The organism is Caulobacter sp. CCG-8 (genome assembly GCF_037402475.1).
Classification (GTDB): domain Bacteria; phylum Pseudomonadota; class Alphaproteobacteria; order Caulobacterales; family Caulobacteraceae; genus Caulobacter.
In genome coordinates this window covers 118489-142776 of the sequence record NZ_JBBEUD010000007.1, presented here as the reverse complement: position 1 = coordinate 142776, position 24288 = coordinate 118489, and the positions used below count along the sequence as shown (strand labels likewise).

The window sequence follows — 24288 nt, the reverse complement described above, 5'->3', positions numbered from 1 at the left end:
GCCTACCCCACCATGTCCCAGGCCAGCGGTTCTCCCCGCTTCAGCGCGCGGGCGGCCGGGCGGCCCAGCACGGCTTCGTAGTCGGCGGGCGGCAGGCCGTTGCCGGGGCGGACCGAGCGGACATTGGCCTTGGTCAGGGCCTCGCCGGCGGCGACGTCGGCGGTGACGTAGAGCGAGCGGCGGAACTGGCGGTTGCCGCGCTCGCTGCCCAGCAGGTCGTAGTTGACGCCGCCCAGCGCCTTCCAGGCGTTGCGGGTGTCGTCGCACAGGGCGCGGAACTCGGCCGGTTCGAGGGAGAAGGCCGCGTCCGGGCCGCCGTCGCTGCGGGCCAGGGTGAAGTGCTTCTCGACCGCGCAGGCGCCCAGCGACACCGCCGCCACCGAGGCGGCCGTGCCGGGCGTGTGGTCCGACAGGCCGATCGGGCAACCGAACCGCGCGGCCATGTCGACCACGGTGCGGACATTGGCGTCCTCGAAGCTGGCCGGATAGCTGGAGACGCAGTGCAGCAGCAGCACCCCGCCCGCCCCGGCCTGCAGGGCGGTGTCGAGGGCGGTCTGCATCTCGGCCAGGTTGGCCATGCCGGTCGAGATGATCAACGGCTTGCCCTGGCGGGCGGCGTAGCGGATCAGCGGCAGGTCGACGGCCTCGAACGAGGCGATCTTGTAGGCGGGGGCGTCGAGCCCGGCCAGCAGGTCGACGGCGGTCTCGTCGAAGGGGCTGGAGAAGATGGTCACGCCCCGCTTGGCCGCGCGTTCGAAGATCGGCGCGTGCCATTCGTAGGGGGTCTGGGCCTCCTGGTAGAGCTCGTGCAGGCTGCGCCCGTCCCACAGGCCGCCGTGGATCTTGAACTCGGGGCGGTCGACGTCCAGCGTGATGGTGTCGGCGGTGTAGGTCTGCAGCTTGATGGCGTCGCAGCCGGTGTCGGCGGCGGCGTCGACCATCTCCAGGGCGCGCTCCAGGCTGCCGTTGTGGTTCCCCGACAGCTCGCAGATCACGTAGGGCGGATAGTCGGCGCCGATCCTGCGGCCGGCGATCTCGATGTAGGGGGCGGTCATGGTGCGGACGTCTCACGCGGGACTTTCGCCCATATTAACCCTGAAATCGTGGACGAGGCGTCAACTCCCGGGCCCTCCCCCTGTGGGGGAGGCGATCGCGCAGCGATCGGTGGGGGAGTTATAGAGCGGTTGATACCGACCACTCCCCCCTCCGGCCCTTCGGGCCACCTCCCCCACAGGGGGAGGGACTTGGGCCTCGCCCGGAGTCGCGCCCAGCCGGAATCGGCCCTATATCTGCGGCCATGTCGACTCCCGAACCCCGCCACACCCGCTGCCTGATCATTGGATCGGGTCCCGCCGGCTACACCGCCGCCATCTACGCCGCCCGCGCGCTGCTCAAGCCCGTGCTGATCGCCGGCATCCAGCCGGGCGGCCAGCTGACGATCACGACCGACGTCGAGAACTATCCGGGCTTCGCCGACGTCATCCAGGGCCCCTGGCTGATGGACCAGATGAAGGCCCAGGCCGAGCACGTGGGCACCGAGTTCGTCAGCGACATCGTGCTGAGCGCCGACCTGTCCAAGCGCCCGTTCCACATCAAGACCGACAGCGGCCAGGAATGGTTCGCCGAGACCCTGATCATCGCCACCGGCGCCCAGGCCAAGTGGCTGGGCCTGGAGAGCGAGAGCAAGTTCCAGGGCTTCGGCGTTTCGGCCTGCGCCACCTGCGACGGCTTCTTCTACCGCAACAAGGAAGTCGTGGTGGTCGGCGGCGGCAACACGGCCGTCGAGGAGGCCCTGTTCCTGACCAGCTTCGCCAGCAAGGTGACGCTCGTCCACCGCAAGGACGAGCTGCGGGCCGAGATGATCCTGCAGGAGCGCCTGCTGGCCCACCCCAAGATCGAGGTGATCTGGGACAGCGCCATCGACGAGGTCCTGGGCGACAGCGACCCGATGGGCGTCACCGGCGTGCGGCTGAAGAACGTCAAGACCGGCGAGACCCAAGAGGTGAAGTGCGACGGCGTGTTCATCGCCATCGGCCACGCCCCGTCGTCGGAGCTGTTCAAGGGCCAGCTGGAAACCGGTCCGGGCGGCTATCTGAAGGTCAAGCCGGGCACCACCTCGACGGCCGTGCAGGGCGTCTACGCGGCCGGCGACGTCACCGACGACGTCTACCGCCAGGCGGTCACCGCCGCCGGCATGGGCTGCATGGCGGCCCTGGAAGCGGTGCGCTTCCTGGCCGAGGAAGACCACAAGAAGGCCCACCACCCGATCAGCCACCACGAGGCCGAGAAGATCGGCGTCTGGTGATGCTGATCCCCCCATGCTGATCAGAGAGGCGGCTTCGGAGGACCACGCCGAGATCCACGCCGTGGTCGCCGCCGCCTTTGACCGGACCCCCAAAGGCCACCAGGGCGAGGCCGACCTGGTCGACGCCCTGCGCGCCGACGGCGACGCCCTGGTCGAGCTGGTGGCGGAGGAAGACGGCTTCATCGTCGGCCACCTGCTGTTCAGCCGCCTCAAGACGCGGACAGGGGACACCGACACCGGCGCGCGCTTCGCCGCCCTGGCTCCGCTGTCGGTGCTGCCCGCGCGCCAGAGGGACGGGATCGGCCTGGCCCTGATGCAGGTCGGTCACGAACTGTGCCGCAAGGCCGGGGTCGAGGCCGTGATCGTGCTGGGCCATCCCGACTACTATCCGCGCGCCGGCTATTCGGCGACGGCGGCGAAGACCGTGACCGCGCTGTTCTCGGGCCCGTCGTTCATGGCCCTGGCCCTGACGCCGGGCGCGCTGGACGCGCCGACGACCATCGCCTACGCGCCGGCCTTCGGGCTCTAGAGCCCCGTCACTCTAGAGGCCCGTCAGCAGCTTCTTGAGCAGCGCGTTCAGCTGCTGCTGCTCGGCTTCGGTGAGCACCGAGATCATCTGGGTCTCCATCGCCACCATGCGGCCGATCATCTCGTCGATCACCCGCTTGCCCTCCGCCGTCAGGGCGATCTGGCGGCCGCGGCGGTCCTTGGGATCGGGCCGGCGCTCCACCAGGCCGGCGCGCTCCAGCCGGTCCAGCCGGTTGGTCATGCCGCCGGACGAGATCAGGGCCGCCTCGTAGAGCTGGGTGGGCGAGAGCATGTAGGGCTCGCCCGAGCGTCGCAGCGGGGTGAGCACGTCGAACTCGCCCACGTTCAGGTCGGCTTGCGCCAACAGCGGGTTCATGTGGTCGCGGGTCACGCGCGCGGCGGCGTCCAGCAGCCGCCCGATGGTCTCCACCGGCAGCATGGGCAGGTCGGGGCGCTCGCGGGCCCACTGGTTGGCGGCGGTTTCGGCTCGGTCCAAGGCGCATGATCCCTTGATCCAAAGTATCTTGATATCAAGATACTTTGGATCTACAAACTCGACCGCGCGACAATAGGGCCGCGCGCCGGCCCCGGAAAGAGCGCCGGCCGCTTGGGGAGACGACCATGTCGAAGATGCTTTTCGTGAATCTGCCGGTCGTGGACCTGGCCCGATCGACGACCTTCTACGAGGCCCTGGGCCTGAGCCGGAACCCGCAGTTCAGCGACGAGACCGCCGCCTGCATGGTGCTGTCCGAGGCGATCTTCGTCATGCTGCTGACCCACGACAAGTGGCGCACCTTCACCGACCGCCCCATCCCGCCGGCCACCTCCAGCGAGGTCATGCTGGCCGTGTCGTGCGACAGCCGCGAGGCGGTGGCCGCCATGGTCGACGCCGCCGCCGCGCACGGCGGGACGGCCGACGTCAATCCGGCCCAGGACTACGGCTTCATGCTCAACCGCACCTTCACCGACCCCGACGGCCACGTCTGGGAAGCGGTGTTCATGGACATGGCGGCGGCGGGCGGCGCGGCCTAGTTCAGCGGCCTAATTCAGCGGATTGACCAGGCTGGGCGGACGCGGCTTGGGCGGCGGCGGGGGCGGCGCCGGCGGCGGGGCGGCCTCCACGGTCTTGACCGTGGTGTCGACCACCGGCGTCTCGAGCGCGCCCAGGGCCTTGTTGATCTTGTCGATCTCCTCGGGCGTGGGCAGGCGGCGGCCGCCGCGCATGGCGGCGGCGGGATCGCCGGTCATCGGCGGCAGGATCTCGACCACGCCCTCGGGGCTGACGATCTTGGCCGGCTCGCCGGTCGCCACCGGCAGGACCCCGCCCGAGGCGGCCACGGCGGCCATCGAGCCCGGCGGCGCGGCCTCCAGCGTGCGCGGGTCGGCGCCCATCAGGATGTCGGCCGACACCGTCTCGTCGCCCGAATAGCGGCCCCGGAACGCCGCCTGGGTCCCCGACGGCCCGGTCCAACGATAGAAGACGTGGGTCCCCAGGGTGCGCAGCTTGACCAGGGTGGGCGCCCAGTACGGATAGACGTAGGACGCGTGGTAGTGGGTGGCCGCGCCGACGTCCTTCATCACGAAGCCGGCCAGGGCCCGCCTGGCGACGATCTCGGCGTTGGTCCAGACGACGGGGCTGATCTCGCGCTGCAGAGAGCCGTCGCAGGTGAAGCTGAACTGGCAGCCCGTGCCCCGCGCCGCGCCCTCGTAGATCACGCCGCAGATCGACTTGGGATAGCCCGGGTGGCGCACCCGGTTGATCACCGTCTGGGCCACGGCCTGCTGGCCGGCGACAGGCTCGAAGCCGGCCTCGAAATAGACCGCCTGGGTCAGGCAGTGCAGGGCCTTGTCGCGCTCGGCCTTGGCGCCGGTCAGCATGAAGGGCCGCGACGCCTCCAGCGGCAGGGGCGAGGCGGCCTTGAAGCCGTTGATCACCCGGGCCTGGTCGAAGTCCGGCTCGCGGTCGCCCAGGCGGGGGATCAGGTGCAGGTCCAGCTTCTCCCAGCCGCGCACCCGGCCCCAATAGTCCTTGTGTGGGCGGGGATCGTGGCGACGGGCCAGGGCCAGCATGGCCGGGTCCATGTCGGCGGTGTAGCGGGCCAGGCCCGCGTCGGACAGGCTGCCGGCCAGCCTGGCCACGCCCGCCGCCCGTCCGGCGCCGGCCGGCAGGTAGTAGGTCGCGCACGCGGAAAGGCCGCCGACGGCGATCAACGCGCCCCCGACGGCCTTCACCAGCCTGTATCGGCCTAGGTCGAGCACGCGTGCTCCCAAACGATCACTTCCCGCCGAGCGTGGAACGGATCATCCAGGCGTGCTTCTCGTGGGCCGCCAGGCGCTGGGTGTAGAGGTCGGCCGTGGCCTCGTCGCCGGCCTCGTCGGCCGCGCCGAAGGCGTCGCGCAGGGTGGCGATCACGGTCTCGTTGTCGGCCAGCAGTTCCTTGAACATGCCCTCCCACTCCTTCTCGGCGTCGCCGTCCTTGATGCTGGAGAGGTTGCCGAACGCGCCGTAGCCCATCGGGGCCAGTTCGCCCAGCGCGCGAATCCGCTCGGCGATGGAATCGAGCGCCGTCCACTCCTCGGTGTACTGGCCTTCCAGCAGCACGTGCAGCGCCTGGAAGTTCGGCCCCCGCACGTTCCAGTGGTAGCCGTGGGTCTTGAGATACAGCGCATAGCTGTCGGCCAGGACCTTGTTCAGGCCCGCGACGATGTCGGCGCGCTGCTTCGTCGTGAAGCCGGTGTTCGGGCTGGCGGCCATGATGATCTCCCGTGTTGCGTGTTCTAGGTAAGCGTGTCCATGCTCATGGCAAGCCGTTAGCGTATGGAGTCCCATGAAGATTGAAGATCCGCACGCAAAAGCTCGGGGGCCGGTTTCGCCCGACGCGATAAGCGCGTGGCTTGTCTCGAGGATCCCGCCCTCGCCGGCGCACGCCGCCCTGGTGACGCTGGCGGCCATCTTCTTCGCGATCGGATTCCGGCTCGCCGTGATGGGCACGGGGAACGACCTGGGCGCCACCCAGCCGTTCTTCCCCGCCGTCATCGTGGTCACGCTCTACGCCGGCTGGCGCTGGGCGCTGGCGCCCATCCTGGCCTGCATGGCCTTCGCGTGGTGGTTGCGCATGGGAGCCGGCGGCCATCCGCCGGACGGCGCCCGGATCGGGGCGTTCGTCCTGTTCCTGTTCTCGGCGGCCGTCACCACCGCGGTGACCCAGGTGCTGAGGAGCAGCCTGATCAGCCTGGCCGACGCGCGCCGACGCCAGGTCGAGGCCGAGGCCCGCCTGCAGGTCACCCAGGCCTCGGCCGGGGTCGGCCCCTGGGAATGGGACATCCAGGACGACGTGCTGAGCCTGTCGGCCACCGCGCGCCGGAACCTGGGCCTGGCCATGGACGCGCCGACGGACATGGACACCCTGACCGAGCTGGTCCACCCCGACGACCGCCCCCTGGTCCGGAGCCGGATCCGCGAGGCGATCAAGCACGGCCCCCACTACGAGGTCGAATACCGGCTGGCCAACCATCCCGACGGCGAGCGCTGGATCCACGGCCAGGGCCAGGTGGTCCGCGACGAGGCCGGCCGCGCCCTGCGGGTCATGGGCGTCAATTTCGACGTCACCCAGCGCCGCCGCGCCGAGGACAGCCTGCGTGAGAGCGAGGCCCGCTTCCGGTCGCTGGCCGACAGCGCCCCGGCCCTGATGTGGATCAGCGGCGAGGACGGCGTGAGGGTGTTCGTCAACACCGCCTATGTCGAGTTCGCGGGGGTGTCGTACGACGAGGCCCTGGTGCTGGACTGGCGCTCGCGCCTGCACGCCGACGACCTGAACCGGATCCTCAAGGCCCAGATCGCCGGCGAGGCCTCGCGCAGGCCGTTCAGCCTGGAGGGCCGCTACCGCCGGGCCGACGGCGAGATGCGCTGGCTCAAGTCGTTCTCGCAGCCGCGCCTGGGCTGCGGCGGCGAGTTCATCGGCTTCATCGGCATCGCCTTCGACTTCACCGACACCAAGGAGGCCGAGGCCAAGCTGACCGGGCTGAACGAACTGCTGGCCGACCGTGTGCAGGAGGCGCTGTCGGAGCGCGACGAGGTCCAGGCCGCCCTCACCCAGTCGCAGAAGCTGGAGGCCATCGGCCAGCTGACCGGCGGGGTCGCCCACGATTTCAACAACCTGCTGACCGTGATCATCGGGGCGCTGGACGTGCTGGAGCGCAACCCCGCCGACGACCAGCGCCGCAGCCGCATGCTGCAGGCGGCCCAGGCCGCCGCCCGGCGCGGCGAGAAGCTGACCCACCACCTGCTGGCCTTCGCCCGCCGCCAGCCGCTGAACCCGGAGATCTGCCGGATCGACGCCATGATCGGCGAGAGCGAGGGGCTGCTGCGCCGCGCGGTCGGCGAGGGCGTGGAGCTGACCCTGGACCTGAAGGCCGGCGGCCGCACCACCCTGACCGACTCCGGCCAGTTCGAGGCGGCCCTGCTGAACCTGGTGGTCAACGCCCGCGACGCCACCCCGCAGGGCGGCCGGATCGCCGTCTCGTCCCAGGGCCTGGACCTGGCCGAGCCGCGCGGCGAGCTGCCGGCCGGACGCTATCTGAGCATCGCGGTGGCCGACACCGGGGCGGGCATGGACGCCGAGACCCTGCAGCGCGCCTTCGAGCCGTTCTACACCACCAAGCCGGTGGGCAAGGGCACGGGCCTGGGCCTGTCGCAGGTCTACGGCTTCGTGCGCCAGAGCGGCGGCGAGGTGACCATCGAGTCGGCGGTCGGCAAGGGCACCACCGTGTCCATGCTGCTGCCGGTGCGCGAGGCCTTCTCGCCGGTCGAGGTGCTGGCCGTCCGGCCGCCGGCCACCCGCGCCAGCTCGCACGTGCTGCTGGTCGAGGACGACGTCGAGGTGGGCGACCTGATCTCGGCGATGATCGACGAGCTGGGCCACATGGTCAGCCGCGCGGCCAACGCCGACGAAGCCCTGACCATCGCCCGCGCCGACCCGACCCTGGCCCTGGTGATCACCGACGTGATCATGCCGGGCGGCAAGAGCGGGGTCGACCTGGCCATGACCCTGGCCCAGGAACGGCCGGAGCTGCCGGTGCTGCTCAGCTCGGGCTACACCGGCCAGGAGCTGGTCCGTGCCCACGACACCCCCTGGCCGCTGCTGAGCAAGCCCTACGCCCTGGACGCCCTGGCCCAGGCCATGGCCGACGCCTGGGACCGCCACGCGCCGGTCCAGGCCACGGCGAAGAAGGGCGGCAAGGCGAAGGTGTAGGTCCTCCCCCTGTGGGGGAGGTGTCGGCGAAGCTGACGGAGGGGGGGCGTGAGGATCCATCCCGCCTTTCAATGGACCGTCCTCCCGGGCCTTGTGCCCGGGACCCCTGGTTCAGCTTCCACGTGAGATGCAAGCGAACCGCCAGCGGTTCGCCCCTTCCGCACTTGCGGCGAACAGAGGGGTCCCGGGCACAAGGCCCGGGATGACGAACCGAGGGGCGTTGGAGGAAACCTACGAAACTTCCGCCGCCAGCGCCGCGGCCACCTCGGCCATCACGCCCGACCAGTCGTTGTAGTCGGGCGGCGAGAAGACCCGGGCCTGCGGATACCAGGGATAGGTCTTGGCCCCCAGCCGGGTCCAGGCCGCCGCGCCCGTCAGCAGCCAGACCGGCGCGCCGCACGCCCCGGCCAGGTTGAAGGTGGCGTTGGAGAAGCCGATCGTCAGGTCCACGGCGCGGCAGAGGGCGGCGACGTCGTCGAGGTCGTACTTCAGGTCGATCCCGCGCGGCTCCCAGATCTCGACGCCGAACCGCTCGCGGGCCAGGGCGATCTCGGCCTCGCAGTCGCCGTACTGCAGGTTGACGAAGGTGACGCCCGGGGTCTGCAGGATCGGCCGCCACTGCTCGAACGGCGAGAACTGCCGGCCCCGCTCGGCCTGGAGGCTGAGGCTCTTCCACAGCAGCCCCACCTTGCGCCCCGGCGCGGCGGCCAACTGGTCGCGCCAATAGGCGACCCGCTCGGGATCGGCGACCAGGTAGCCCGTCTCGCGCGGGAACGCGTCCTCGGTGGACCGGAAGGCGGTCAGCAGCGACGCCATCGGCGTCCACAGGTCGATGGCCGACCAGTCCTCGATGAACGGCGCCGACCAGTAGACCCGCCCCTCGTGCCGCACAGTCCGGTGGGGCGTGACGGAGGCCTTGGGGAAGCTGCGCTTGAACAGCGGGACCAGGCGGTACTCCACGACGATGCTCAGCAGGCTCTCGTCGCCGACGGCGGCGATGGCGTCGCGCAGGACGTTGGCGAACAGCACCTCGTCGCCCAGCCCCTGCTCGCCGCAGACCAGCAGCCGCTTGCCGGCCAGGCTCTCGCCCGGCGTCCAGCGCGGCTTGGCGACCACGAAGGTGGCCACCTGCAGGAGGTCGGGCGACAGCCGCGCCTCGTAGGCCTCCCAGCCTTCGCGCAGGCGGCCCAGGGCCAGCAGCGCCGTCGCGCGGGCGAACCGCATGGTGGCCAGGTCGTTGGCCTCGGCCTCCTCCCCGTTGCGCAGCGCCGCCTCGCAGTCCTCCAGCGCCCCGGCCGCGTCGCCCAGGTCCTGCCGCGCGAACGCCCGGTTGTGATAGGCCTTGCCGTAGGTCGGCAGCAGCCGCAGCGCCTCGTCGAAGAAGGTCAGCGAGGCCGCGCCGTCGCCGCGGCTGACCAGCACCGTGCCCAGGGTGTTCCACAGGCCTTCGGCGCCCGGGTTCTGCATAATCGCCGACCGCACCAGCTCGATCGCCTCGTCGGAACGGTCGGTGTCGCGCAGCGCGCAGGCCAGGTTGTTGATCGCCTCCAGATCGCCCGGACGGCTGGCCAGGAAGTGGGTGAAGAACTGGACCGCCAGCTCGGGCAGGCCCAGGCGGAAGGCCAGGCGCCCCAGGTCGCCGGCGACGGGCCCGTGGTCCGGCAGCAGCTGCAGCGCCGCCTCGTAGCAGCGCATCGAGCTGCCGAAGTCGCCCAGCTTCTCGCGCGAGACGCCCAGCACGTGCCAGGCGATGCCCTGGCGCTCGTCGCGGCCCAGGGCCTCCAGGGCCAGGGCCTCGCCCCGGCCGTAGTCGCCCGCGTGCAGCGCGCGGATCGCCCCGTTCAGCAGCTCGACCATGTCGAGGTCGCCCAGGTGGTCGACCGCCGTCTTGAGCTCGTCCAGGGCCTGGGCCGAGGCCGCGTCGCCCAGGCTCGGCGCGGCCATCCCGGGCACGATGGGAGCGGCGGCCTCGAAGGCGTCCGACGCGCCCCGCAGGCGCGCCATCAGCGCGGCCTGGGCGTCGGCGGGCTTTGAGGTGGCTTCCATGTCGGACCCCTGGGAAACGAACGCTTCGGCGGACCCTAGCCCCCGCCTCTTAACCTTGTGTTGGTGGATGTACCACGGTTGGGGCCTGCGGCGGGCCTGTGCGCGGAGGCCCTCCGGTTACGCCGTGGTCGGATTTTCATGCTCACGCTTTGCAATCCGCGTCGGAAGGTCTATATGTGATCCATCCCTTTTGCTCAATTTCAGCATAAGGGGCGACGTCGGAGCGGGATTTAACGATTTGTCCTCCGTTTCCGGCGTTTTTTGAGGTTCTGGAAATGCTCAGTTTGAGCATAAGAGAGGATCACATGGCCGACGGCTTCGCGCCCCTCGCCTTCACGCCCGACGTCGAAGCGGCGACCGCCCAGATGTGGGACAAGGTGAAGCACCATGTCACCCCGCTCGAATGGCAGCTGCACGCGCCGCTGATCGCCGAGATCAATCGGCTGAAGCGCGAGAAGAACGCCGTCATCCTGGCCCACAACTACATGACGCCCGAGATCTTCCACGGCGTGGGCGACTTCGTCGGCGACAGCCTGGCCCTGGCCCGCGAGGCGGCCAAGTGCGACGCGGCGGTGATCGTCCAGGCCGGCGTGCACTTCATGGCCGAGACCAGCAAGGTGCTGGCCCCGGAAAAGAAGGTGCTGATCCCCGACCTGAAGGCCGGCTGCAGCCTGGCCTCCTCGATCACCGGCGCCGACGTGCGGCTGATCAAGCAGCGCCACCCGGGCATCCCGGTGGTCACCTACGTCAACACCACCGCCGACGTGAAGGCCGAGACCGACATTTGCTGCACCAGCGCCAACGCCGTCCAGGTGGTTGAATGGGCCGCCAAGGAGTGGGGCGTCGACAAGGTGATCCTGATCCCCGACGAGTTCCTGGCCCGCAACGTCGCGCGCCAGACCAACGTCAAGATCATCGCCTGGGCCGGTCGCTGCGAGGTGCACGAGCGCTTCACCGCCCAGGACATCGCCGACATGCGCTTCGCCTGGCCGGAAGCCGAGATCCTGGCCCACCCCGAGTGCCCGGCCGAGATCCTGGAGGCCGCCGACTTCGCCGGCTCGACGGCGGCGATGAACGACTATGTCGCCCTGCGCAAGCCCAAGCAGGTGGTGCTGATCACCGAGTGCTCGATGGCCTCCAACGTCCAGGCCGAAAGCCCGGGCACCCAGTTCATCGGCCCCTGCAACATGTGCCCGCACATGAAGAAGATCAGTTTGCGGAACATCCACGACGCCCTGGTCCACGACCAGTTCGAGGTGACGATCGATCCGTCGATCGCCATCCGCGCCAAGCTGGCCGTCCAGCGGATGATCGACCTGCCGCCGCCGACCGTTCCGGCCCGCTACGACCTGGTCAAGGCTCAGCACCACGTGGACGTGGAGCTGATCTAGAAGCCTCGCCTCGCTCGCGTCCCAAGTTCCCGGCCCTTCCCCGTTCCGGAAGGGAGTGGAGTGTGAAATGACCGACCGCGTCACCTTCGATGGCCCCGTGATCCTCGGGGCGGGCCTGGCGGGCCTGACCGCCGCCCTCGCCGCCGTGGATACGGGCGGCAAGGCCCTGGTGCTGTCGCCCACGCCCCTGGCCACCGGCTGCTCCAGCGCCTGGGCCCAGGGCGGCATGGCCGCGGCCCTGTCGGACCAGGACGCCCCGGCCCTGCACGCCGCCGACACCATCGCCGCCGGCGCGGGCCTGTGCGACCCCGCCGCCGTCGAGCTCCTGACCACCGAAGGCCCCGCCGCCGTGCGGGCCCTGGCCGCCCTGGGCGCGCCGTTCGACCGCCAGCCGGACGGCGGCTTCGTGCTCAGCCTGGAAGCCGCCCACGCCAAGGCCCGGGTCGCCCGGGTCGGCGGCGACGGGGCCGGGGCGGCGATCATGGCCGCCGTGATCGCCACGGTCCGCGCCACGCCCGCCGTCGAGGTCCGCGAGAACGCCCGCGCCCGCCGCCTGCTTCAGGACGCCACGGGTCGCGTGGTCGGGCTGATCGCCGAGATCGACGGCGCCCTGGTCGAGATCCTGGCGCCGGCGGTGATCCTGGCCACCGGCGGCGTCGGCGGCCTCTACGCGGTCACCACCACGCCCGCCCAGGTGCGCGGCGAGGGCCTGGGCCTGGCCGCCCTGGCCGGGGCCGAGATCGCCGACCCCGAGTTCGTCCAGTTCCACCCCACGGCCATCGACATCGGCAAGGACCCCGCCCCCCTGGCCACCGAGGCCCTGCGCGGCGAGGGCGCGATCCTGCGCGATCGCGACGGCCGGGCCTTCATGGCCGACTACCATCCGGCCCGCGAGCTGGCCCCGCGCGACGTGGTGGCCCGCGCCATCCACGCCGAGCGCGCGGCCGGTCGCGGCGCGTTCCTGGACGCGACCCAGGCCGTGGGCGCGCACTTCCCGCACGAGTTCCCGGCCGTCTTCGCCGCCTGCATGGGCGCGGGGATCGATCCGCGCGTCCAGCCGATCCCGGTGACGCCGGCCGTGCACTACCACATGGGCGGGGTCGCCACCGACCTGGACGGCCGCGCCAGCCTGCCGGGCCTCTACGCCGCCGGCGAGTGCGCCTCGACCGGGGTGCAGGGTGCCAACCGCCTGGCGTCCAACAGCCTGCTGGAAGCGGCCGTGTTCGGCGCCCGCGCCGGCCGCGCCGCGGCCGCGGAACGGGCGATCGGCGGCGAGCCGGTCAGCCTGGAGCCCCTGCCCGACCTGCCCGAGGCGGCGCTGCAGACCCTGCGCAAGGCCATGAGCCGCGACGCGGGCGTGATCCGCGACGCCGAGGGCCTGGAGCGGCTGGCGACCCAGATCGAGGCGCTGGAGCCCGCCTACGGTCCCTGCCCCACGGTGGTCGCCGCCAAGCTGATCGTCCGCGCCGCCCTGGCTCGCCAGGAAAGCCGAGGCGGCCACTACCGCGCCGACTTCCCCGCCACGGCCTTGCCGGAGCGGACCTTCGTCACCTTGCAAGACCAGGAAACGGGCCGCGCGGTCCGGTACGCCGCCGAATGACCACGCCCCTCGACGACCTCCTCGTCCGCCCGATCATCGACATGGCCCTGGCCGAGGACCTGGGCCGGGCCGGCGACATCACCGGCCAGGCCTGCATCGATCCTGACGCCCGCCTGTCGGTGGTGTGGGCCGCGCGGCAGGACGGCCGGATCGCGGGCCTGTCCTGCGCCCGCCTGGCCCTGGCCGCCCTGGACCCGACCGCCCGCTTCGAGGTGGTCACCCCCGACGGCGCCGACGCCGCGCCGGGCGCGATCCTCGCCCGGGCCGAAGGCAACGCCCGCGCCGTGCTGGCCGCCGAGCGCACCGGGCTGAACCTGCTGGGCAAGCTGTCGGGCATCGCCACCCTGACCCGCGCCTATGTCCGCCTGGTCGAGGGCACGAAGGCGACCATCGTCGACACCCGCAAGACCACGCCCGGCCTGCGGGCGCTGGAGAAGTACGCCGTGCGCTGCGGCGGCGGGATCAACCACCGCTTCGGCCTCGACGACGCCATCCTGATCAAGGACAACCACGTCGCCGCCTGCGGCGGGGTGGGCGAAGCCGTCCGCCGGGCCCGCGCCTTCGCCGGCCACCTGGTGAAGGTCGAGGTCGAGGTCGACGGCCTGGACCAACTGGAGGACGCGCTGAAGCACGGCCCCGACGTGGTCATGCTCGACAATTTCAGCCTCGACGACCTGAAGACCGCCGTGTCGCTGGCCAAGGGCCGCGCGGTGTTGGAGGCCTCGGGCGGCGTCAACCTGACCACCGTGCGCGCCATCGCCGAGACCGGCGTCGACGTCATCAGCGTGGGCGCCCTGACCCACTCGGCCCTGACCCTGGACATCGGCCTGGACGCGGCCTAGCCGAGGCGCGCCCGATACAGCGCGACCGCGTCCTGCCCGGCCGGAAAGTGGAGCCGGCCCGAGCGGTCGTGAAGGGCCGCCCACACCGCCTCGGCGACGTCGATCTCGCGCGTGGTCATGGCGGGCTTGGCGAAGCTTTCGAAGATCGGACCGGCGAAGTCGGCATAGGCGGCCGGGATCAGGTCCTCGACGCGGATGTCGGTGTTCTGCGCGAAACGGGTCGTCGGGCCGTATCCCGGCTCCACCAGCTTCACCCGGACGCCGAAATGGCCCAGCTCAAGGGCTAGCGAGCCCGAAAAGCCCTCGATGGCCTGCTTGCTGGCGGTATAGGCGGCCGCCAGCGGCATGGCGGCCAGGGTGACGGACGATGTCACGTTGACGATCACGCCGGATCGGCGCTCGCGCATCTGGGGGATGACGGCCTGGCACATGGCCATCACGCCAAAGGTGTTGGTGTCGAACACCTTGCGGATGTGGGCCATCGGGGTCGCTTCGAACGCTCCGACGACCCCGACGCCGGCGTTGTTGACCAAGGCGTCTATCGGGCCGGCCGCCGCCACGGCCGCGGCGATGCTTTCCGGGCGGGTTACGTCGAGCGGCAGAACCCTCAGCATCTCCGAACGCGGCAAAACGGCCGTGTCGGGCTTGCGCATGGTGGCGACGACGTTCCAGCCCTTGGCCAGGAAATGGCGGGCCGTCTCGAGGCCGTAGCCCGAGGACGCGCCGGTGATCAGGATGGTGGGCATGGTAGCCTCCAGTTGCTTGGACGCCGCCTTCCTAAGACCCATTGCCGGGACGATCGATAATCAGAAGTCCAAATTTAGTTTCCAATCATCCAAATCCACCTGCGGAGAAGCCTAAGCCGTTTCCCCGCCGCCGTTGCGAGCGAACCGACCGGGCGAACAACCCAGCCGCTTGCGGAACGCCGTGCTGAAGGCGCTCGCCGACTCGTAGCCGATCTCGTCGGCGATCCGGTCCAGGGTCTTGGCGCCGCCCATCAGGGCGTCCTTGGCCAGCGCCATGCGCCAGCGCGCCAGGTATTCGATCGGGCCGCAGCCCAGGACCTCGCCGAACCGCGCGGCGAACGCCGAGCGCGACAGCCCCGCGACCTTAGCCAGGCCCGCGACCGTCCAATGGCTCCGCACGTCCGCGTGCATGGCGCGCAGAACCCGGGCCAGGACCGGATCGCGCAGCCCGTTGAGCAGGCCAGCCCGATCGTCGTCCCGCGCCACGCCGCGCCAGCGCAGGGCCTCGACGAGCAGGACCTCCAGCATGCGCTGCAAAATCATGTCGCGACCGGGCTCCTCGCGCGCGCACTCGCCCCGGATCAGCGCAATCACCGCGCTCAACCTGTCCGTCCGCCCCTCCGAGGCCGGAATCAGGATCATGCGCGGCAACAGGGCGAGCAACAGCGGCGCGTTGATCCGCTCGATGCGGAAGGCGCCGCCCAGTGATTCAAAATCGGCTTCGCCCTCCGGATCACCGTGCCGCACCGGCGCGTTCGTCGGCTCGCGAAGGACGCCGCCGACGCCTGGATGGCTGCTCAACGCGAAGGCCGGCGTGGACGGCAGCAGCAGGAAGTCGCCCGCCGTCATCCTGAAGGCGGGCTGGTCCGCGAAGGCGATCCAGCACTCTCCCTTCAGGACGATCGTGAAGCCGGGCGCATCGTGGTCGGCGTAGCGGACGCCCCAGCGCCCCCGCCCGGTGATCGGCTTTGAGAGGACCGAACTCGGCCGAAGCAGCGCGACGATGTCGCTTAGAGGATCCATTAGGACGATCAGACACTAGATTGCGCCGCTGAATTATCAGCCATCCAGCAGGGCCTGTCACCAGCGTCGCGCGTCACACCGCGACATTCCGCCCCACCGCCTCCGCGACAGCGGTTTCTTAACCCTGTTCAGTCATAGGGTAACGGTCCCAAGCCTGGGGGACGGGGGCCGGAGCGCGTCGGGGTCTTGCAGCCAAGTCAGTACATCAATCTGGACAAGGCCAAGGCGCTGGTCGTCGACGACAATCCCCAGTCGCTCGACATCCTGATCGGCGTCCTGACCAGCTTCGGGCTGCGCAACATCACGCGCAAGGCCGACGGCAAGGAAGCCCAGGAAGAGCTTAAGTACACGGCCTACGACCTGGTGCTGCTGAACGGCCCCCTGCCCGAGATGGACGGCTACGACCTGACCCGCTGGCTGCGCCGCGAGGCCGACGAGGCCAATCGCATGACGCCGGTGATCATCGTCACCTCCCACACCCGCCGCAGCCAGGTCGAGAAGGCCCGGGACTGCGGCGCCAATTTCATCGTCACCAAGCCGATCTCTCCGGCCGTGATGCTGGAACGCATTCTGTGGGTCGCCCGAGGCGACCGGATGTTCATCGAATGCGACGCCTATATCGGTCCCGACCGCCGCTGGCGGAACCTCGGCCCGCCCGTGGAGTTCCCGGACGGCCGGCGCCGCGACGATCAGTCCATTGAACTGGGCGAGCCCGAAGGCGCAAACATGAGCCAGGACGAGCTTGACGCCCTGATTAAACCTATGAAGTCGATTGCATGACCCAGGTCAAAAAGAGCCGCATGAAGCCCCGCCTGGGCCAGCTGATGAAGCAGTCGGGCGGCATGTACGTGGCCGAGGCCCTCAAGCGCGCCGACGCCACCATGGAAACCCTGCGCGAGCCGTCCCTGACCGGGATCGACGACTACATCACCGCCCTGGACGCCCTGCTGGTCTCGGGCCAGGACGAGGCGGCGGTGATCGAGGGCCTGTACGCCCGGGCCGGCGACATCGTCAGCCTCAGCGGCGCCGAGCGTAACGAGGCGGTCCAGATCGCCGCCCGCTCGCTGTGCGACCTGCTGGACGAGGCCCCGGGCCTGACCCCGTCGATCGTGGCCGGGATCAAGGTCTACATCGCCTCGATCAAGCTGCTGCACCGCGCGCCCGACAATCCCGACCTGCAGCAGCCGATCCTGCAGGGCCTGGCCGCCGTGCTGGAAAAGCACCGCGGCGAGAACCGGGCCGCCGCCGACTAGGCTTTCGCAGCATCCCGCCGACGCTTGGCAGACAAGCGCTCGCGCCCCTGCTTGCGCCATGCCACGCCTTCGCCGACGCGGAGGGACCCGGCATGAAGGCGGCCAGCCTGATCATCATCCTTGCGGCCCTGCCCCTGGCGGCGGCCGACGCACCCGCGCCCAGCCCGGACTTCCCCGACGGCTATCGCGACTGGCGGCACGTCTCGACCGGACTGATCGGCCCGCACGCCCCGGCCTACGCGGTCAACGGCGGCTTCCACCACATCTACGCCAACCCGGCGGCCCTGAAGGGCTATCGCGAGGGCCGGTTCCCCGACGGGGCGGTGCTGGTCTACGACCTGTTCGAGGCCGTCGACAAAGGCGGCGACGTCACCGCCCAGGGGGCGCGACGGCACGTGGACGTGATGGTCAAGGACAGCCGCCGCTTCGCCGCCACCGACGGCTGGGGCTACGCCGAGTTCGCGGCCGGCGAGCGCACGCCCCGGCCGGGGATCGCCGCCAGCCAGGACACGACCTGCCACGCTTGCCACCAGCGGGCGGCGGCGCGGGACTTCGTGTTCAGCGGGTTGCGGGACTAGGAACCCAGCTCTCGCGGATAGCTGCCGCCGCTCGCATGGCCCGACTGGAGGTCGATGATGAAGGGCACGGGCGGCTGGTCGTGGATGTCGACGGCCAGGCCATGCAGCGACATGCCCCTGCGCTCGAGGTCCGTGATCCCGTCCCACGAGACGCGGCGACTGCGCCACGCGACCCCGGCCGGTCCCAGCGCCGTGACCGCCAGGTCGTCGGCGATCAGGAAGACCCCCAGATCGGCCTCGAACCGCACGTCGCTCACCTCGGGAAACGCCCGGACGACCCGTCGTTCCCGCGCGTCGACCACATAGACGTCGCCGCCCGCGACCAGCAGCACGGCGGCGTCTCCAAACGCGTCGTGGACGGCTTCGAGCGGCTTGGAGCCCCGCGCGAAATTCCCGATCCAGCGCTCGGCGCCGTCGGGCGTGAACTCTACGACGAGACCTTCGCGGAAGGCGTCCGGCCTGGGGAAACTCTTCACCTCGCCGCCATAGGGCGGCAGGCCGGGCATCTGTCTGGCGATCATCGCGGCAGCCTAGCGCGAGTTCCCGGCGCCTGTCTCCAGCCGGCCCCTACCGCTTCCCCCGCAGCCACGGCGCCAGGCGGTCCTGCAGGGGCTGGTCGATATAGGTGTGGAACAGCCAGGCCGCGCCGATGGCGATCGGGAACGAGGCCAGCCACATCAGCCACTGCCAGCCGATGCCGATCGGCACGGTCTCGATCAGCTTGTGCACCGCGCTCCAGTAGATCACGCCGACGAAGATGTGGGTGATGAACAGGGCGAACGACAGCTTGGCGCCCTCCTCGATCCAGGCCCGGGGGTGCTTGACCGGCAGGCGGCCCGCGCCCAGCACGATGGCGGCGATGGCGGTCAGGCAGGGGATGTCGAACAGCAGCTCGTCGGGCAGGGCGTAGCGGTCCAGCGGCTGCATGGCCACCAGCACGACGACGCCGCCGACCAGCAGGGCCTTGGCGGCCTTTTCCGACGGCCAGTCCATCTCGACCGCCCGCGCCAGGCAGACGCCGAGGATGAACAGCGGCAGGGCGCGCACGACGCCGAAGCGGAACTGAAGGTCCGACAGGGCGTGGTCGAACACGGTCCGCGCGATCACCTCGCAGGCGGCGAAGGCCAGGCCCCCGACCAGCGGCAGCACCCAGGGGTGGCGCACCTTGTCGGCGGCCCGCCACAGCCAGGGGAACACCGCGTAGCAGACGATCAGGGCCGACAGCGACCAGCTGGGCAGGTTCCAGCCGTCGCTGTTGAAGCCCCAGGCGTGGACCAGCAGGGCCTGGACCGGCAACTGGTCCCAGGCGAAGCGCGAGGGCTTGTGGGCGTCGGTGCCCAGGGCGTTCAGCACCAGCACCAGGGCGGCCATCATCAGCAGCACGATCAGGTGCCCCGGCCAGACCCGGCCGACCCGGCGCACCCAGAAGCGGCCGTGGCTGATCCGCCCGGTCAGGGTGGAGGCCCCGTAGGCCCGGCCCAGCACGTAGCCGGACAGCATCAGGAAGAAGTCGGTGGCCAGGAACCCGCGCGAGAACACCTGGCCGAAGCGCTCGATCCGCATCGGGCCCTCGGCGCCGAAGTGGTAGATGACGATCAGCAGCGAGGCGAGCAGCCGCAGCAGGTCCAGGGCGCCGCCACGCGTCGAGGCGCGGACGGGCTTGACCGCGACCGGCTCGGCGACCGGTTCGGACTCCGGAAGGGGGGATTGGACGGGTACGTTCACAACGTCCGTGCCTTAACAAAGCCGGGCGGCTCGGGAAAGCGCGCGCAGCCCCTGTGCGCGCGTCATGGCGACACAGCCTGGGACTGTGGCGGAATAGCCCCGCCCCTTCCTTCTCCCCGTCATCCCGGGCCTTGTGCCCGGGACCCCTCCGTCCGCCGCAGGTGCGGATGTGTGGCGCGCCTGCGCGCCATTGCACTTCACGTGCGAGCTGAACCAGGGGTCCCGGGCACAAGGCCCGGGATGACGGACGGGGATATTGAAGTTGGGAGGAACCGCCCCATCTGTAACTCCATCAGTATCTAATCGGACGCCCCGCCCATGACCGCCCGCCTGCCCGTCCTGTTCCTCGGCCACGGCTCGCCGATGAACGCCATCGAGGACAACGCCTGGAGCCGCGCCTGGGCGGCGCTCGGCGCCGAGCTGCCGCGCCCCAAGGCGGTGCTGATGATCAGCGCCCACTGGGAGACGCGCGGGGCCAGCGCCGTGAGCGCGGCCGAGCGCCCCGAGACCATCCACGACTTCGGCGGCTTCCCCCAGGCCTTGTTCGACGTGCGCTACGACGCGCCCGGCGACCCGGCCCTGGCCCAGCGGGTGGCGCAGGTGCTGTCGCCCAACCTGGTGGTCCAGCATCCGACCCGGGGCCTCGACCACGGCGCCTGGGGCGTGCTGAGGCCGATGTACCCGGACGCCGACGTACCGGTGGTGCAGCTGAGCCTGGACCGCGGCCGGCCCGACCGCTGGCACTACGAGGCCGGCAAGCGCCTGGCCGCCCTGCGCGACGAAGGCGTGCTGATCGTCGGCAGCGGCGACATCGTCCACAATCTGCGCGCCGTGAACTTCCGCACCGGCGAGACCCCGGAGTGGGCCCCGCGCTTCAACGAGACGGCCAAGGCCCTGATCGCCGCCGGCGACCACGACCCGCTGATCGATTGGCGCGGCCTGGGCCCCGACGCCGAGGCCTCGATCAACAGCGCCGAACACTACCTGCCCCTGCTCTACGTGCTGGGCGCGCAGGAGAAGGGCGAGCCGGTCTCGTTCTTCACCGACGACGTGTTCGCGGCGATCTCGATGACGTCGGTGCGGGTGGGTTAGCGTCCGCGCATCCTTTCCCGTCCCACCGGGTTTTCCCCGCATGACCTACCACCTGCATTACTGGCCCACGATCCAGGGACGCGGCGAATTCGTGCGGCTGGCGCTGGAGGAGGCCGGCGCGGCCTATGTCGACGTGGCGCGCGGCGGCAAGGATGAAGGCGGCGGCGAACGGGCGCTGATGGCCGACATCGGCGACCACGACCATCCGTCCTTCGCCCCGCCCTATCTGGTCGACGGCAAGCTGGTGATCGGCCAGACGGCCAACATCCTGCTGCACCTGGGCGCCCGTCACGGCCTGGCGCCGAAGGGCGAGGCCGGGCGGCTGTGGGTCAACCAGCTGCAGCTGACCATCACCGACCTGGTCGCCGAGGCCCACGACGTCCATCACCCGGTGGGGATGGGTCTCTACTACGAGGACCAGAAGGCCGAGGCGGCGCGACGGGCGGAGGAGTTCCGGACCCAGCGGATGAAGAAGTACCTCGGCTGGTACGAGACGGTACTGGAGAAGGCGCAGAAGGGCGGCTGGCTGACGGGCGCGGACCTGACCTATGCCGACCTGTCGCTGTTCCAGGTGGTGGAGGGCCTGCGCTACGCCTTCCCGCACGCGATGAAGCGGCTGGAGCCGAAGCTGAAGCGGGTGGTCGCCGTGCGCGACGCGGTGGCCGAGCGGCCGAACATCGCGGCCTATCTGAGCTCGGAGCGGCGGATCCCGTTCAGCACGGAGGGGATCTTCCGAGCTTATCCGGAGCTGGATCCAGCCTAGGGCGTGACCACCACCGTATAGCTCAATGCCGTGTTTTTCGCCCTGGCCGGCGTCTGTTCGTCGCTGACCATCAGTTGACGGAAACGGCCGGCGCGCGCGGCTTCGACGGCGTCGCCGTTGGTGATCAGCGGCCTGGGACCCGCGTCCGTACGGGAATAGAACCACTCCCGCGCGAAGGTGTCGGCGCTGTAGGGCTTCATCGGCCCGACGACGCCCTCCGCGAAGGTGATCACGGCCTTTGGGTCGTCGACCCTCGCGAAGACCCGGCACACCTTGTAGCGGACCCGGATCCTTTGCTTGCCGTCGGCTCCCAACAGGTCGCCGGGGTTTTCGCTCACCAACAGAAACCTGTCGCCCGACCGTCTGGCCTCGATGAAGGTTTCATTGCCTTGGGCGAAGCCCTTCGTGGGGAATTGGACCCAACGGCGCTTCTCCGCCTCGGCGAGCGCTCCCTCCCGGCTGGCGTTGGTGGCCATGCACATCGTCCGAAAGTCGGAAACTAGCGTCGCGGAGGACACGGTTTGCCCCGCGGCCGCCAGCGGCGTCGCCGTCGCGGCCAATACCGTCAGGCATAGGAGCCGACCCGCGACGTTGCGCCTCGCGTCGGCGCGCTCTGGGTTTGGAAATGCCATGTCGGATCCCGCTCGATTACGGTCAAGCTTACCGTCCGCCCGAGCGTCCGCAAGCGAAAGAGATCGACATGTTCGCGCAGGTTGAGCTGCTGGATCGGCGGCCGGGCTGAAACACCCCAGCTTGGCCGGCCTCGGGGGCGCCCGCCTAGCTCGACGGCGACCCGCCCGCCACCACGTCCACGCGGCGCCAGGTCTGCGACTTGCACAGGAAGCCGCCGATCAGGCAGCCCTTGGCCTTCATGGTGGTGGCGTCGGGGAAGTCGGCGGTGCCGTTGAAGTTCATGTTCAGGTCGGGCACGAACACCTTGCCCTTCCAGCTGCCGTTCTTCTGGAGCTGGAAGTCGCGCAGCAGCTGCAGGCCGACCAGCTCGGGCGTGCCGCCCTTCCTGGCGTCGGCCTTGGCCTCGTCATTGGCCCAGACCACCACGCCGCAGGCGCGACCGCCGCCGCACGGCTTGATCTCGACATGGACGCTGTTCTTGGGATTGCGCCAGACGCCGTAATTGAACGAATCCTCGGCCAGGGCGGGCGAGGTCAGGGCGGCCATGAGGCCGGCGGCCGTGGTCAGCCCGACGAGGAACGACTTGATCCGACGCATGCACGAGGTCTCCACCTGAGATCGTTGTGATGCAGGTTCGCGTTCGGATCAAGTCGGGGCGGCTTCTCCATTCCGCTCACGCGCCCACCGCCAGCGCCTCGCCCGCCTTGCGCGCCGCGGCCCAGCGCTCGTCCATGCCCCGGCCGTAGAGGGCGGTGATCCGCTCCAGCACGGCCGGCGGGGCGGTCTCCGGACGGCCGGCGTGGAAGGGCGGGTCGGGGGCGTATTCGACGGCCAGTTGAATGGCCTGGGCCGTCTCCTCCCCGGCGATGTCGGCCACGATGGTCAGGGCGAAGTCGATGCCGGCCGTCACCCCGCCGCCGGTGAAGACGTTGCCGTCGCGCGCCACCCGGGCCGGGTCGGGCGTGGCGCCGAACAGGGCCAGCTGGTCGCGCCAGGCCCAGTGGCAGGCCGCCCGCTTGCCCCGCAGCAGCCCGGCCGCCCCCAGCACCAGCGAGCCGGTGCAGACCGAGGTCACGTAGCGCGCCCCGGCCGCCAGCCGGCGGATCTGGTCCAGGAAGGCTTGGTCGGCCATGGCCTGGGTCGTGCCGAAGCCGCCGGGCACGCATAGCAGGTCGCAGCGCTCGACCTCGGCCAGGCGCGCTAGGCGGGCGAACACCAGGCCGTCAGCCTCGATCTCGCCGCCCGCCTCGCTGGCGACCGTGACCTGCGCGCCGGGCAGGCGGGCGAGGATCTGGTGCGGACCGGTGAAGTCCAGGTGGGTGACACCGGGGAACAGGGCGAACACGATGTGGAACGGCGCGGGTTTGCTCATGGGAGCCCTCCTGTTGACGCCGCAGCATCGCCCGCCTAGCGTCTGACCGAAATGACATAGTTCCCTCGAAACCCGCCACGACCGTCCAGAGGCGCCCGCAGGAGCGAGCATGACCCGCGACATCGGCTTCCTGATCTTCCCCGACTTCCAGCTGCTGGACGCGGCCGGGCCGATCGCGGCGTTCGAGATCGCCGGGCGGCTGGTCCCCGGCGCCTATCGCCTGCACCTGCTGGCCCGCGAGGCGGGGGCCGTGCCCAGCTCGTCCGGCGTGGCCATGACCGCCAAGGCCTTCGCCGAGGCCCCGCCGCTGGACACCCTGATCGTCTCGGGCGGCGAGGGCACGCGCAGCCCGGCCATCTGCGAGGCGACCCTGGCCTTCGCCCGCGCCACCTTCCGTTCGGCCCGGCGCACCGCCAGCGTCTGCTCGGGGACCTATGTCCTGGCCGCCGCGGGCCTGCTGGACGGCCGGCGGGCCACCACCCACTGGCAGCGCTCCAAGGACTTCCAGCGCCGCTATCCGACCGTGCGGCTGGAGCCCGACAAGATCTTCGTCCAGGACGGGGCGCTGTGGAGCTCGGCCGGCATCACCGCCGGCATCGACATGGCCCTGGCGATGATCGGGGCCGACCTGGGCGAGGAGGTCGCCCGCCGCACCGCCCAGCAGCTGGTGGTCTATCACCGCCGCCCCGGCGGCCAGTCGCAGTTCTCGGCCCTCCTGGAAATGCGCGGCGGACGGTTCGACGGCCTGCTGGCCTGGGCGCGCGAGAACCTGGCCCTGCCCCTGAGCGTCGACCAGCTGGCCGAGCGGGCGGCGATGAGCCCGCGCAACTTCGCCCGCCAGTTCGCCGTCGAGACCGGCAGCACCCCGGCCAAGGCGGTCGAGCGCCTGCGGGTCGAGGCGGCCCGCGCCCTGCTCGACAACCAGCCCCTGCAGGTCGAGGACGTGGCCCTGGAGACCGGCTTCGGCGACCAGGAGCGCATGCGCCGCGCCTTCCTGCGGGCGTTCGGCCAGCCGCCCCAGGCCCTGAGGCGCGCCGCCCGCGCCTCGCAACCGAATGTTGCAGCGGCGCCATAGCTCGCAATAATACAGTCAAGCTAGGCAACCTGAGATTTACGACACCGGTGAACCCCTCTACCGG

At 70.6% G+C, this 24288-nt stretch carries 25 protein-coding genes; 13 read left to right on the top strand and 12 right to left on the bottom strand.

Going from position 1 to position 24288, the window contains the following annotated elements; translation table 11 throughout:
- Positions 1–2 precede the first annotated feature (2 nt).
- Complete coding sequence (gene pseI, locus WAE60_RS08975; protein ID WP_337685831.1) at positions 3–1055, bottom strand: pseudaminic acid synthase; 1053 nt, start codon at positions 1053–1055, stop codon at positions 3–5.
- A 242-nt stretch (positions 1056–1297) separates the two neighbouring features.
- Between pseI and trxB the strand changes: the two genes are divergently transcribed.
- Positions 1298–2305 (top strand): thioredoxin-disulfide reductase, encoded by a 1008-nt coding sequence (gene trxB / locus WAE60_RS08970; protein ID WP_337685830.1) that lies wholly within the window; start codon positions 1298–1300, stop codon positions 2303–2305.
- 13 nt (positions 2306–2318) lie between these two features.
- Entirely contained in the window at positions 2319–2834 is a 516-nt protein-coding gene (locus tag WAE60_RS08965; protein ID WP_337685829.1) for an N-acetyltransferase, read from the top strand.
- Positions 2835–2846: 12 nt separating this feature from the next.
- Here WAE60_RS08965 and WAE60_RS08960 read toward each other — a convergent pair whose 3' ends face one another.
- Positions 2847–3329, bottom strand: coding sequence for a MarR family transcriptional regulator (locus WAE60_RS08960; RefSeq protein ID WP_029908412.1), 483 nt, complete (start codon positions 3327–3329; stop codon positions 2847–2849).
- Between the two features lie 125 nt (positions 3330–3454).
- On the opposite strand from WAE60_RS08960, the gene WAE60_RS08955 reads away from it, so the two are divergent.
- The gene (locus WAE60_RS08955) at positions 3455–3865 is read left to right on the top strand and encodes a VOC family protein (RefSeq protein ID WP_337685828.1); all 411 of its coding nucleotides are present in this window, start codon (positions 3455–3457) and stop codon (positions 3863–3865) included.
- 9 nt (positions 3866–3874) lie between these two features.
- Here WAE60_RS08955 and WAE60_RS08950 read toward each other — a convergent pair whose 3' ends face one another.
- Both WAE60_RS08950 and WAE60_RS08945 read right to left on the bottom strand, forming a co-directional pair.
- Positions 3875–5092 (bottom strand): cell wall hydrolase, encoded by a 1218-nt coding sequence (locus WAE60_RS08950; RefSeq protein ID WP_337685826.1) that lies wholly within the window; start codon positions 5090–5092, stop codon positions 3875–3877.
- A 16-nt stretch (positions 5093–5108) separates the two neighbouring features.
- On the bottom strand, positions 5109–5588 hold the full coding sequence (locus WAE60_RS08945; RefSeq protein WP_029908418.1) for a Dps family protein: 480 nt from the start codon (positions 5586–5588) through the stop codon (positions 5109–5111).
- Positions 5589–5769: 181 nt separating this feature from the next.
- Between WAE60_RS08945 and WAE60_RS08940 the strand changes: the two genes are divergently transcribed.
- Positions 5770–8085 (top strand): PAS domain-containing protein, encoded by a 2316-nt coding sequence (locus WAE60_RS08940; protein ID WP_337685824.1) that lies wholly within the window; start codon positions 5770–5772, stop codon positions 8083–8085.
- A gap of 231 nt (positions 8086–8316) precedes the next feature.
- Here WAE60_RS08940 and WAE60_RS08935 read toward each other — a convergent pair whose 3' ends face one another.
- A complete protein-coding gene (locus WAE60_RS08935) occupies positions 8317–10131 on the bottom strand; it encodes a tetratricopeptide repeat protein (protein ID WP_337685823.1) in 1815 nt (604 codons plus the stop codon).
- 305 nt (positions 10132–10436) lie between these two features.
- Between WAE60_RS08935 and nadA the strand changes: the two genes are divergently transcribed.
- The 3 genes from nadA (at position 10437) to nadC (ending at position 13964) form a co-directional block, all read left to right on the top strand.
- Entirely contained in the window at positions 10437–11522 is a 1086-nt protein-coding gene (nadA, locus tag WAE60_RS08930; protein WP_337685822.1) for a quinolinate synthase NadA, read from the top strand.
- Between the two features lie 67 nt (positions 11523–11589).
- On the top strand, positions 11590–13122 hold the full coding sequence (locus WAE60_RS08925) for an L-aspartate oxidase (RefSeq protein ID WP_337685821.1): 1533 nt from the start codon (positions 11590–11592) through the stop codon (positions 13120–13122).
- On the top strand, positions 13119–13964 hold the full coding sequence (gene nadC, locus WAE60_RS08920; protein ID WP_337685819.1) for a carboxylating nicotinate-nucleotide diphosphorylase: 846 nt from the start codon (positions 13119–13121) through the stop codon (positions 13962–13964). Before WAE60_RS08925 ends, nadC begins: the two co-directional genes overlap by 4 nt.
- Here the strand turns inward: nadC and WAE60_RS08915 are convergent.
- Both WAE60_RS08915 and WAE60_RS08910 read right to left on the bottom strand, forming a co-directional pair.
- Positions 13961–14710: an SDR family oxidoreductase gene (locus WAE60_RS08915; RefSeq protein ID WP_337685817.1), complete on the bottom strand. Its 750-nt coding sequence runs from the start codon at positions 14708–14710 to the stop codon at positions 13961–13963. The two genes, nadC and WAE60_RS08915, sit on opposite strands and share 4 nt — an antisense overlap.
- A gap of 111 nt (positions 14711–14821) precedes the next feature.
- A complete protein-coding gene (locus WAE60_RS08910; RefSeq protein ID WP_337685815.1) occupies positions 14822–15733 on the bottom strand; it encodes an AraC family transcriptional regulator in 912 nt (303 codons plus the stop codon).
- A gap of 186 nt (positions 15734–15919) precedes the next feature.
- On the opposite strand from WAE60_RS08910, the gene WAE60_RS08905 reads away from it, so the two are divergent.
- From WAE60_RS08905 to WAE60_RS08895, 3 genes are all read left to right on the top strand, one after another.
- A complete protein-coding gene (locus WAE60_RS08905) occupies positions 15920–16513 on the top strand; it encodes a response regulator (protein WP_029908435.1) in 594 nt (197 codons plus the stop codon).
- Entirely contained in the window at positions 16510–16986 is a 477-nt protein-coding gene (locus WAE60_RS08900) for a hypothetical protein (protein ID WP_337685813.1), read from the top strand. Before WAE60_RS08905 ends, WAE60_RS08900 begins: the two co-directional genes overlap by 4 nt.
- Before the next feature lie 92 nt (positions 16987–17078).
- Positions 17079–17564, top strand: coding sequence for a cytochrome P460 family protein (locus WAE60_RS08895; protein ID WP_337685812.1), 486 nt, complete (start codon positions 17079–17081; stop codon positions 17562–17564).
- Here the strand turns inward: WAE60_RS08895 and WAE60_RS08890 are convergent.
- Both WAE60_RS08890 and WAE60_RS08885 read right to left on the bottom strand, forming a co-directional pair.
- On the bottom strand, positions 17561–18085 hold the full coding sequence (locus tag WAE60_RS08890) for a hypothetical protein (protein WP_337685811.1): 525 nt from the start codon (positions 18083–18085) through the stop codon (positions 17561–17563). The genes WAE60_RS08895 and WAE60_RS08890 overlap by 4 nt on opposite strands.
- Positions 18086–18131: 46 nt before the next feature.
- The gene (locus WAE60_RS08885; protein ID WP_337685809.1) at positions 18132–19289 is read right to left on the bottom strand and encodes an acyltransferase; all 1158 of its coding nucleotides are present in this window, start codon (positions 19287–19289) and stop codon (positions 18132–18134) included.
- Between the two features lie 318 nt (positions 19290–19607).
- Between WAE60_RS08885 and ygiD the strand changes: the two genes are divergently transcribed.
- Both ygiD and WAE60_RS08875 read left to right on the top strand, forming a co-directional pair.
- Positions 19608–20381, top strand: a complete 774-nt coding sequence (gene ygiD / locus WAE60_RS08880; protein ID WP_337685808.1) for a 4,5-DOPA dioxygenase extradiol — start codon at positions 19608–19610, stop codon at positions 20379–20381.
- A gap of 40 nt (positions 20382–20421) precedes the next feature.
- On the top strand, positions 20422–21144 hold the full coding sequence (locus WAE60_RS08875; protein ID WP_029908446.1) for a glutathione S-transferase: 723 nt from the start codon (positions 20422–20424) through the stop codon (positions 21142–21144).
- Here the strand turns inward: WAE60_RS08875 and WAE60_RS08870 are convergent.
- From WAE60_RS08870 to WAE60_RS08860, 3 genes are all read right to left on the bottom strand, one after another.
- Entirely contained in the window at positions 21141–21620 is a 480-nt protein-coding gene (locus tag WAE60_RS08870) for a hypothetical protein (protein WP_337685806.1), read from the bottom strand. The two genes, WAE60_RS08875 and WAE60_RS08870, sit on opposite strands and share 4 nt — an antisense overlap.
- 301 nt (positions 21621–21921) lie before the next feature.
- The gene (locus WAE60_RS08865) at positions 21922–22374 is read right to left on the bottom strand and encodes a DUF2147 domain-containing protein (protein WP_337685804.1); all 453 of its coding nucleotides are present in this window, start codon (positions 22372–22374) and stop codon (positions 21922–21924) included.
- Positions 22375–22450: 76 nt separating this feature from the next.
- Positions 22451–23149, bottom strand: a complete 699-nt coding sequence (locus WAE60_RS08860) for a DJ-1/PfpI family protein (RefSeq protein ID WP_029908452.1) — start codon at positions 23147–23149, stop codon at positions 22451–22453.
- 109 nt (positions 23150–23258) lie between these two features.
- Between WAE60_RS08860 and WAE60_RS08855 the strand changes: the two genes are divergently transcribed.
- Positions 23259–24224, top strand: a complete 966-nt coding sequence (locus WAE60_RS08855; protein ID WP_029908454.1) for a GlxA family transcriptional regulator — start codon at positions 23259–23261, stop codon at positions 24222–24224.
- Positions 24225–24288: the final 64 nt, after the last annotated feature.

What these genes read in the sequence shown, in the direction of transcription:
- pseI (WP_337685831.1), bottom strand. Translation starts at nt 1,055, where the DNA reads ATGACCGCCCCCTACATCGAGATCGCCGGCCGCAGGATCGGCGCCGAC.
- trxB (WP_337685830.1), top strand. Translation starts at nt 1,298, where the DNA reads ATGTCGACTCCCGAACCCCGCCACACCCGCTGCCTGATCATTGGATCG.
- WAE60_RS08965 (WP_337685829.1), top strand. Translation starts at nt 2,319, where the DNA reads ATGCTGATCAGAGAGGCGGCTTCGGAGGACCACGCCGAGATCCACGCC.
- WAE60_RS08955 (WP_337685828.1), top strand. Translation starts at nt 3,455, where the DNA reads ATGTCGAAGATGCTTTTCGTGAATCTGCCGGTCGTGGACCTGGCCCGA.
- WAE60_RS08945 (WP_029908418.1), bottom strand. Translation starts at nt 5,588, where the DNA reads ATGGCCGCCAGCCCGAACACCGGCTTCACGACGAAGCAGCGCGCCGAC.
- WAE60_RS08935 (WP_337685823.1), bottom strand. Translation starts at nt 10,131, where the DNA reads ATGGAAGCCACCTCAAAGCCCGCCGACGCCCAGGCCGCGCTGATGGCG.
- nadA (WP_337685822.1), top strand. Translation starts at nt 10,437, where the DNA reads ATGGCCGACGGCTTCGCGCCCCTCGCCTTCACGCCCGACGTCGAAGCG.
- WAE60_RS08925 (WP_337685821.1), top strand. Translation starts at nt 11,590, where the DNA reads ATGACCGACCGCGTCACCTTCGATGGCCCCGTGATCCTCGGGGCGGGC.
- nadC (WP_337685819.1), top strand. Translation starts at nt 13,119, where the DNA reads ATGACCACGCCCCTCGACGACCTCCTCGTCCGCCCGATCATCGACATG.
- WAE60_RS08915 (WP_337685817.1), bottom strand. Translation starts at nt 14,710, where the DNA reads ATGCCCACCATCCTGATCACCGGCGCGTCCTCGGGCTACGGCCTCGAG.
- WAE60_RS08910 (WP_337685815.1), bottom strand. Translation starts at nt 15,733, where the DNA reads ATGGATCCTCTAAGCGACATCGTCGCGCTGCTTCGGCCGAGTTCGGTC.
- WAE60_RS08900 (WP_337685813.1), top strand. Translation starts at nt 16,510, where the DNA reads ATGACCCAGGTCAAAAAGAGCCGCATGAAGCCCCGCCTGGGCCAGCTG.
- WAE60_RS08895 (WP_337685812.1), top strand. Translation starts at nt 17,079, where the DNA reads ATGAAGGCGGCCAGCCTGATCATCATCCTTGCGGCCCTGCCCCTGGCG.
- WAE60_RS08890 (WP_337685811.1), bottom strand. Translation starts at nt 18,085, where the DNA reads ATGATCGCCAGACAGATGCCCGGCCTGCCGCCCTATGGCGGCGAGGTG.
- ygiD (WP_337685808.1), top strand. Translation starts at nt 19,608, where the DNA reads ATGACCGCCCGCCTGCCCGTCCTGTTCCTCGGCCACGGCTCGCCGATG.
- WAE60_RS08875 (WP_029908446.1), top strand. Translation starts at nt 20,422, where the DNA reads ATGACCTACCACCTGCATTACTGGCCCACGATCCAGGGACGCGGCGAA.
- WAE60_RS08870 (WP_337685806.1), bottom strand. Translation starts at nt 21,620, where the DNA reads ATGGCCACCAACGCCAGCCGGGAGGGAGCGCTCGCCGAGGCGGAGAAG.
- WAE60_RS08865 (WP_337685804.1), bottom strand. Translation starts at nt 22,374, where the DNA reads ATGCGTCGGATCAAGTCGTTCCTCGTCGGGCTGACCACGGCCGCCGGC.
- WAE60_RS08860 (WP_029908452.1), bottom strand. Translation starts at nt 23,149, where the DNA reads ATGAGCAAACCCGCGCCGTTCCACATCGTGTTCGCCCTGTTCCCCGGT.
- WAE60_RS08855 (WP_029908454.1), top strand. Translation starts at nt 23,259, where the DNA reads ATGACCCGCGACATCGGCTTCCTGATCTTCCCCGACTTCCAGCTGCTG.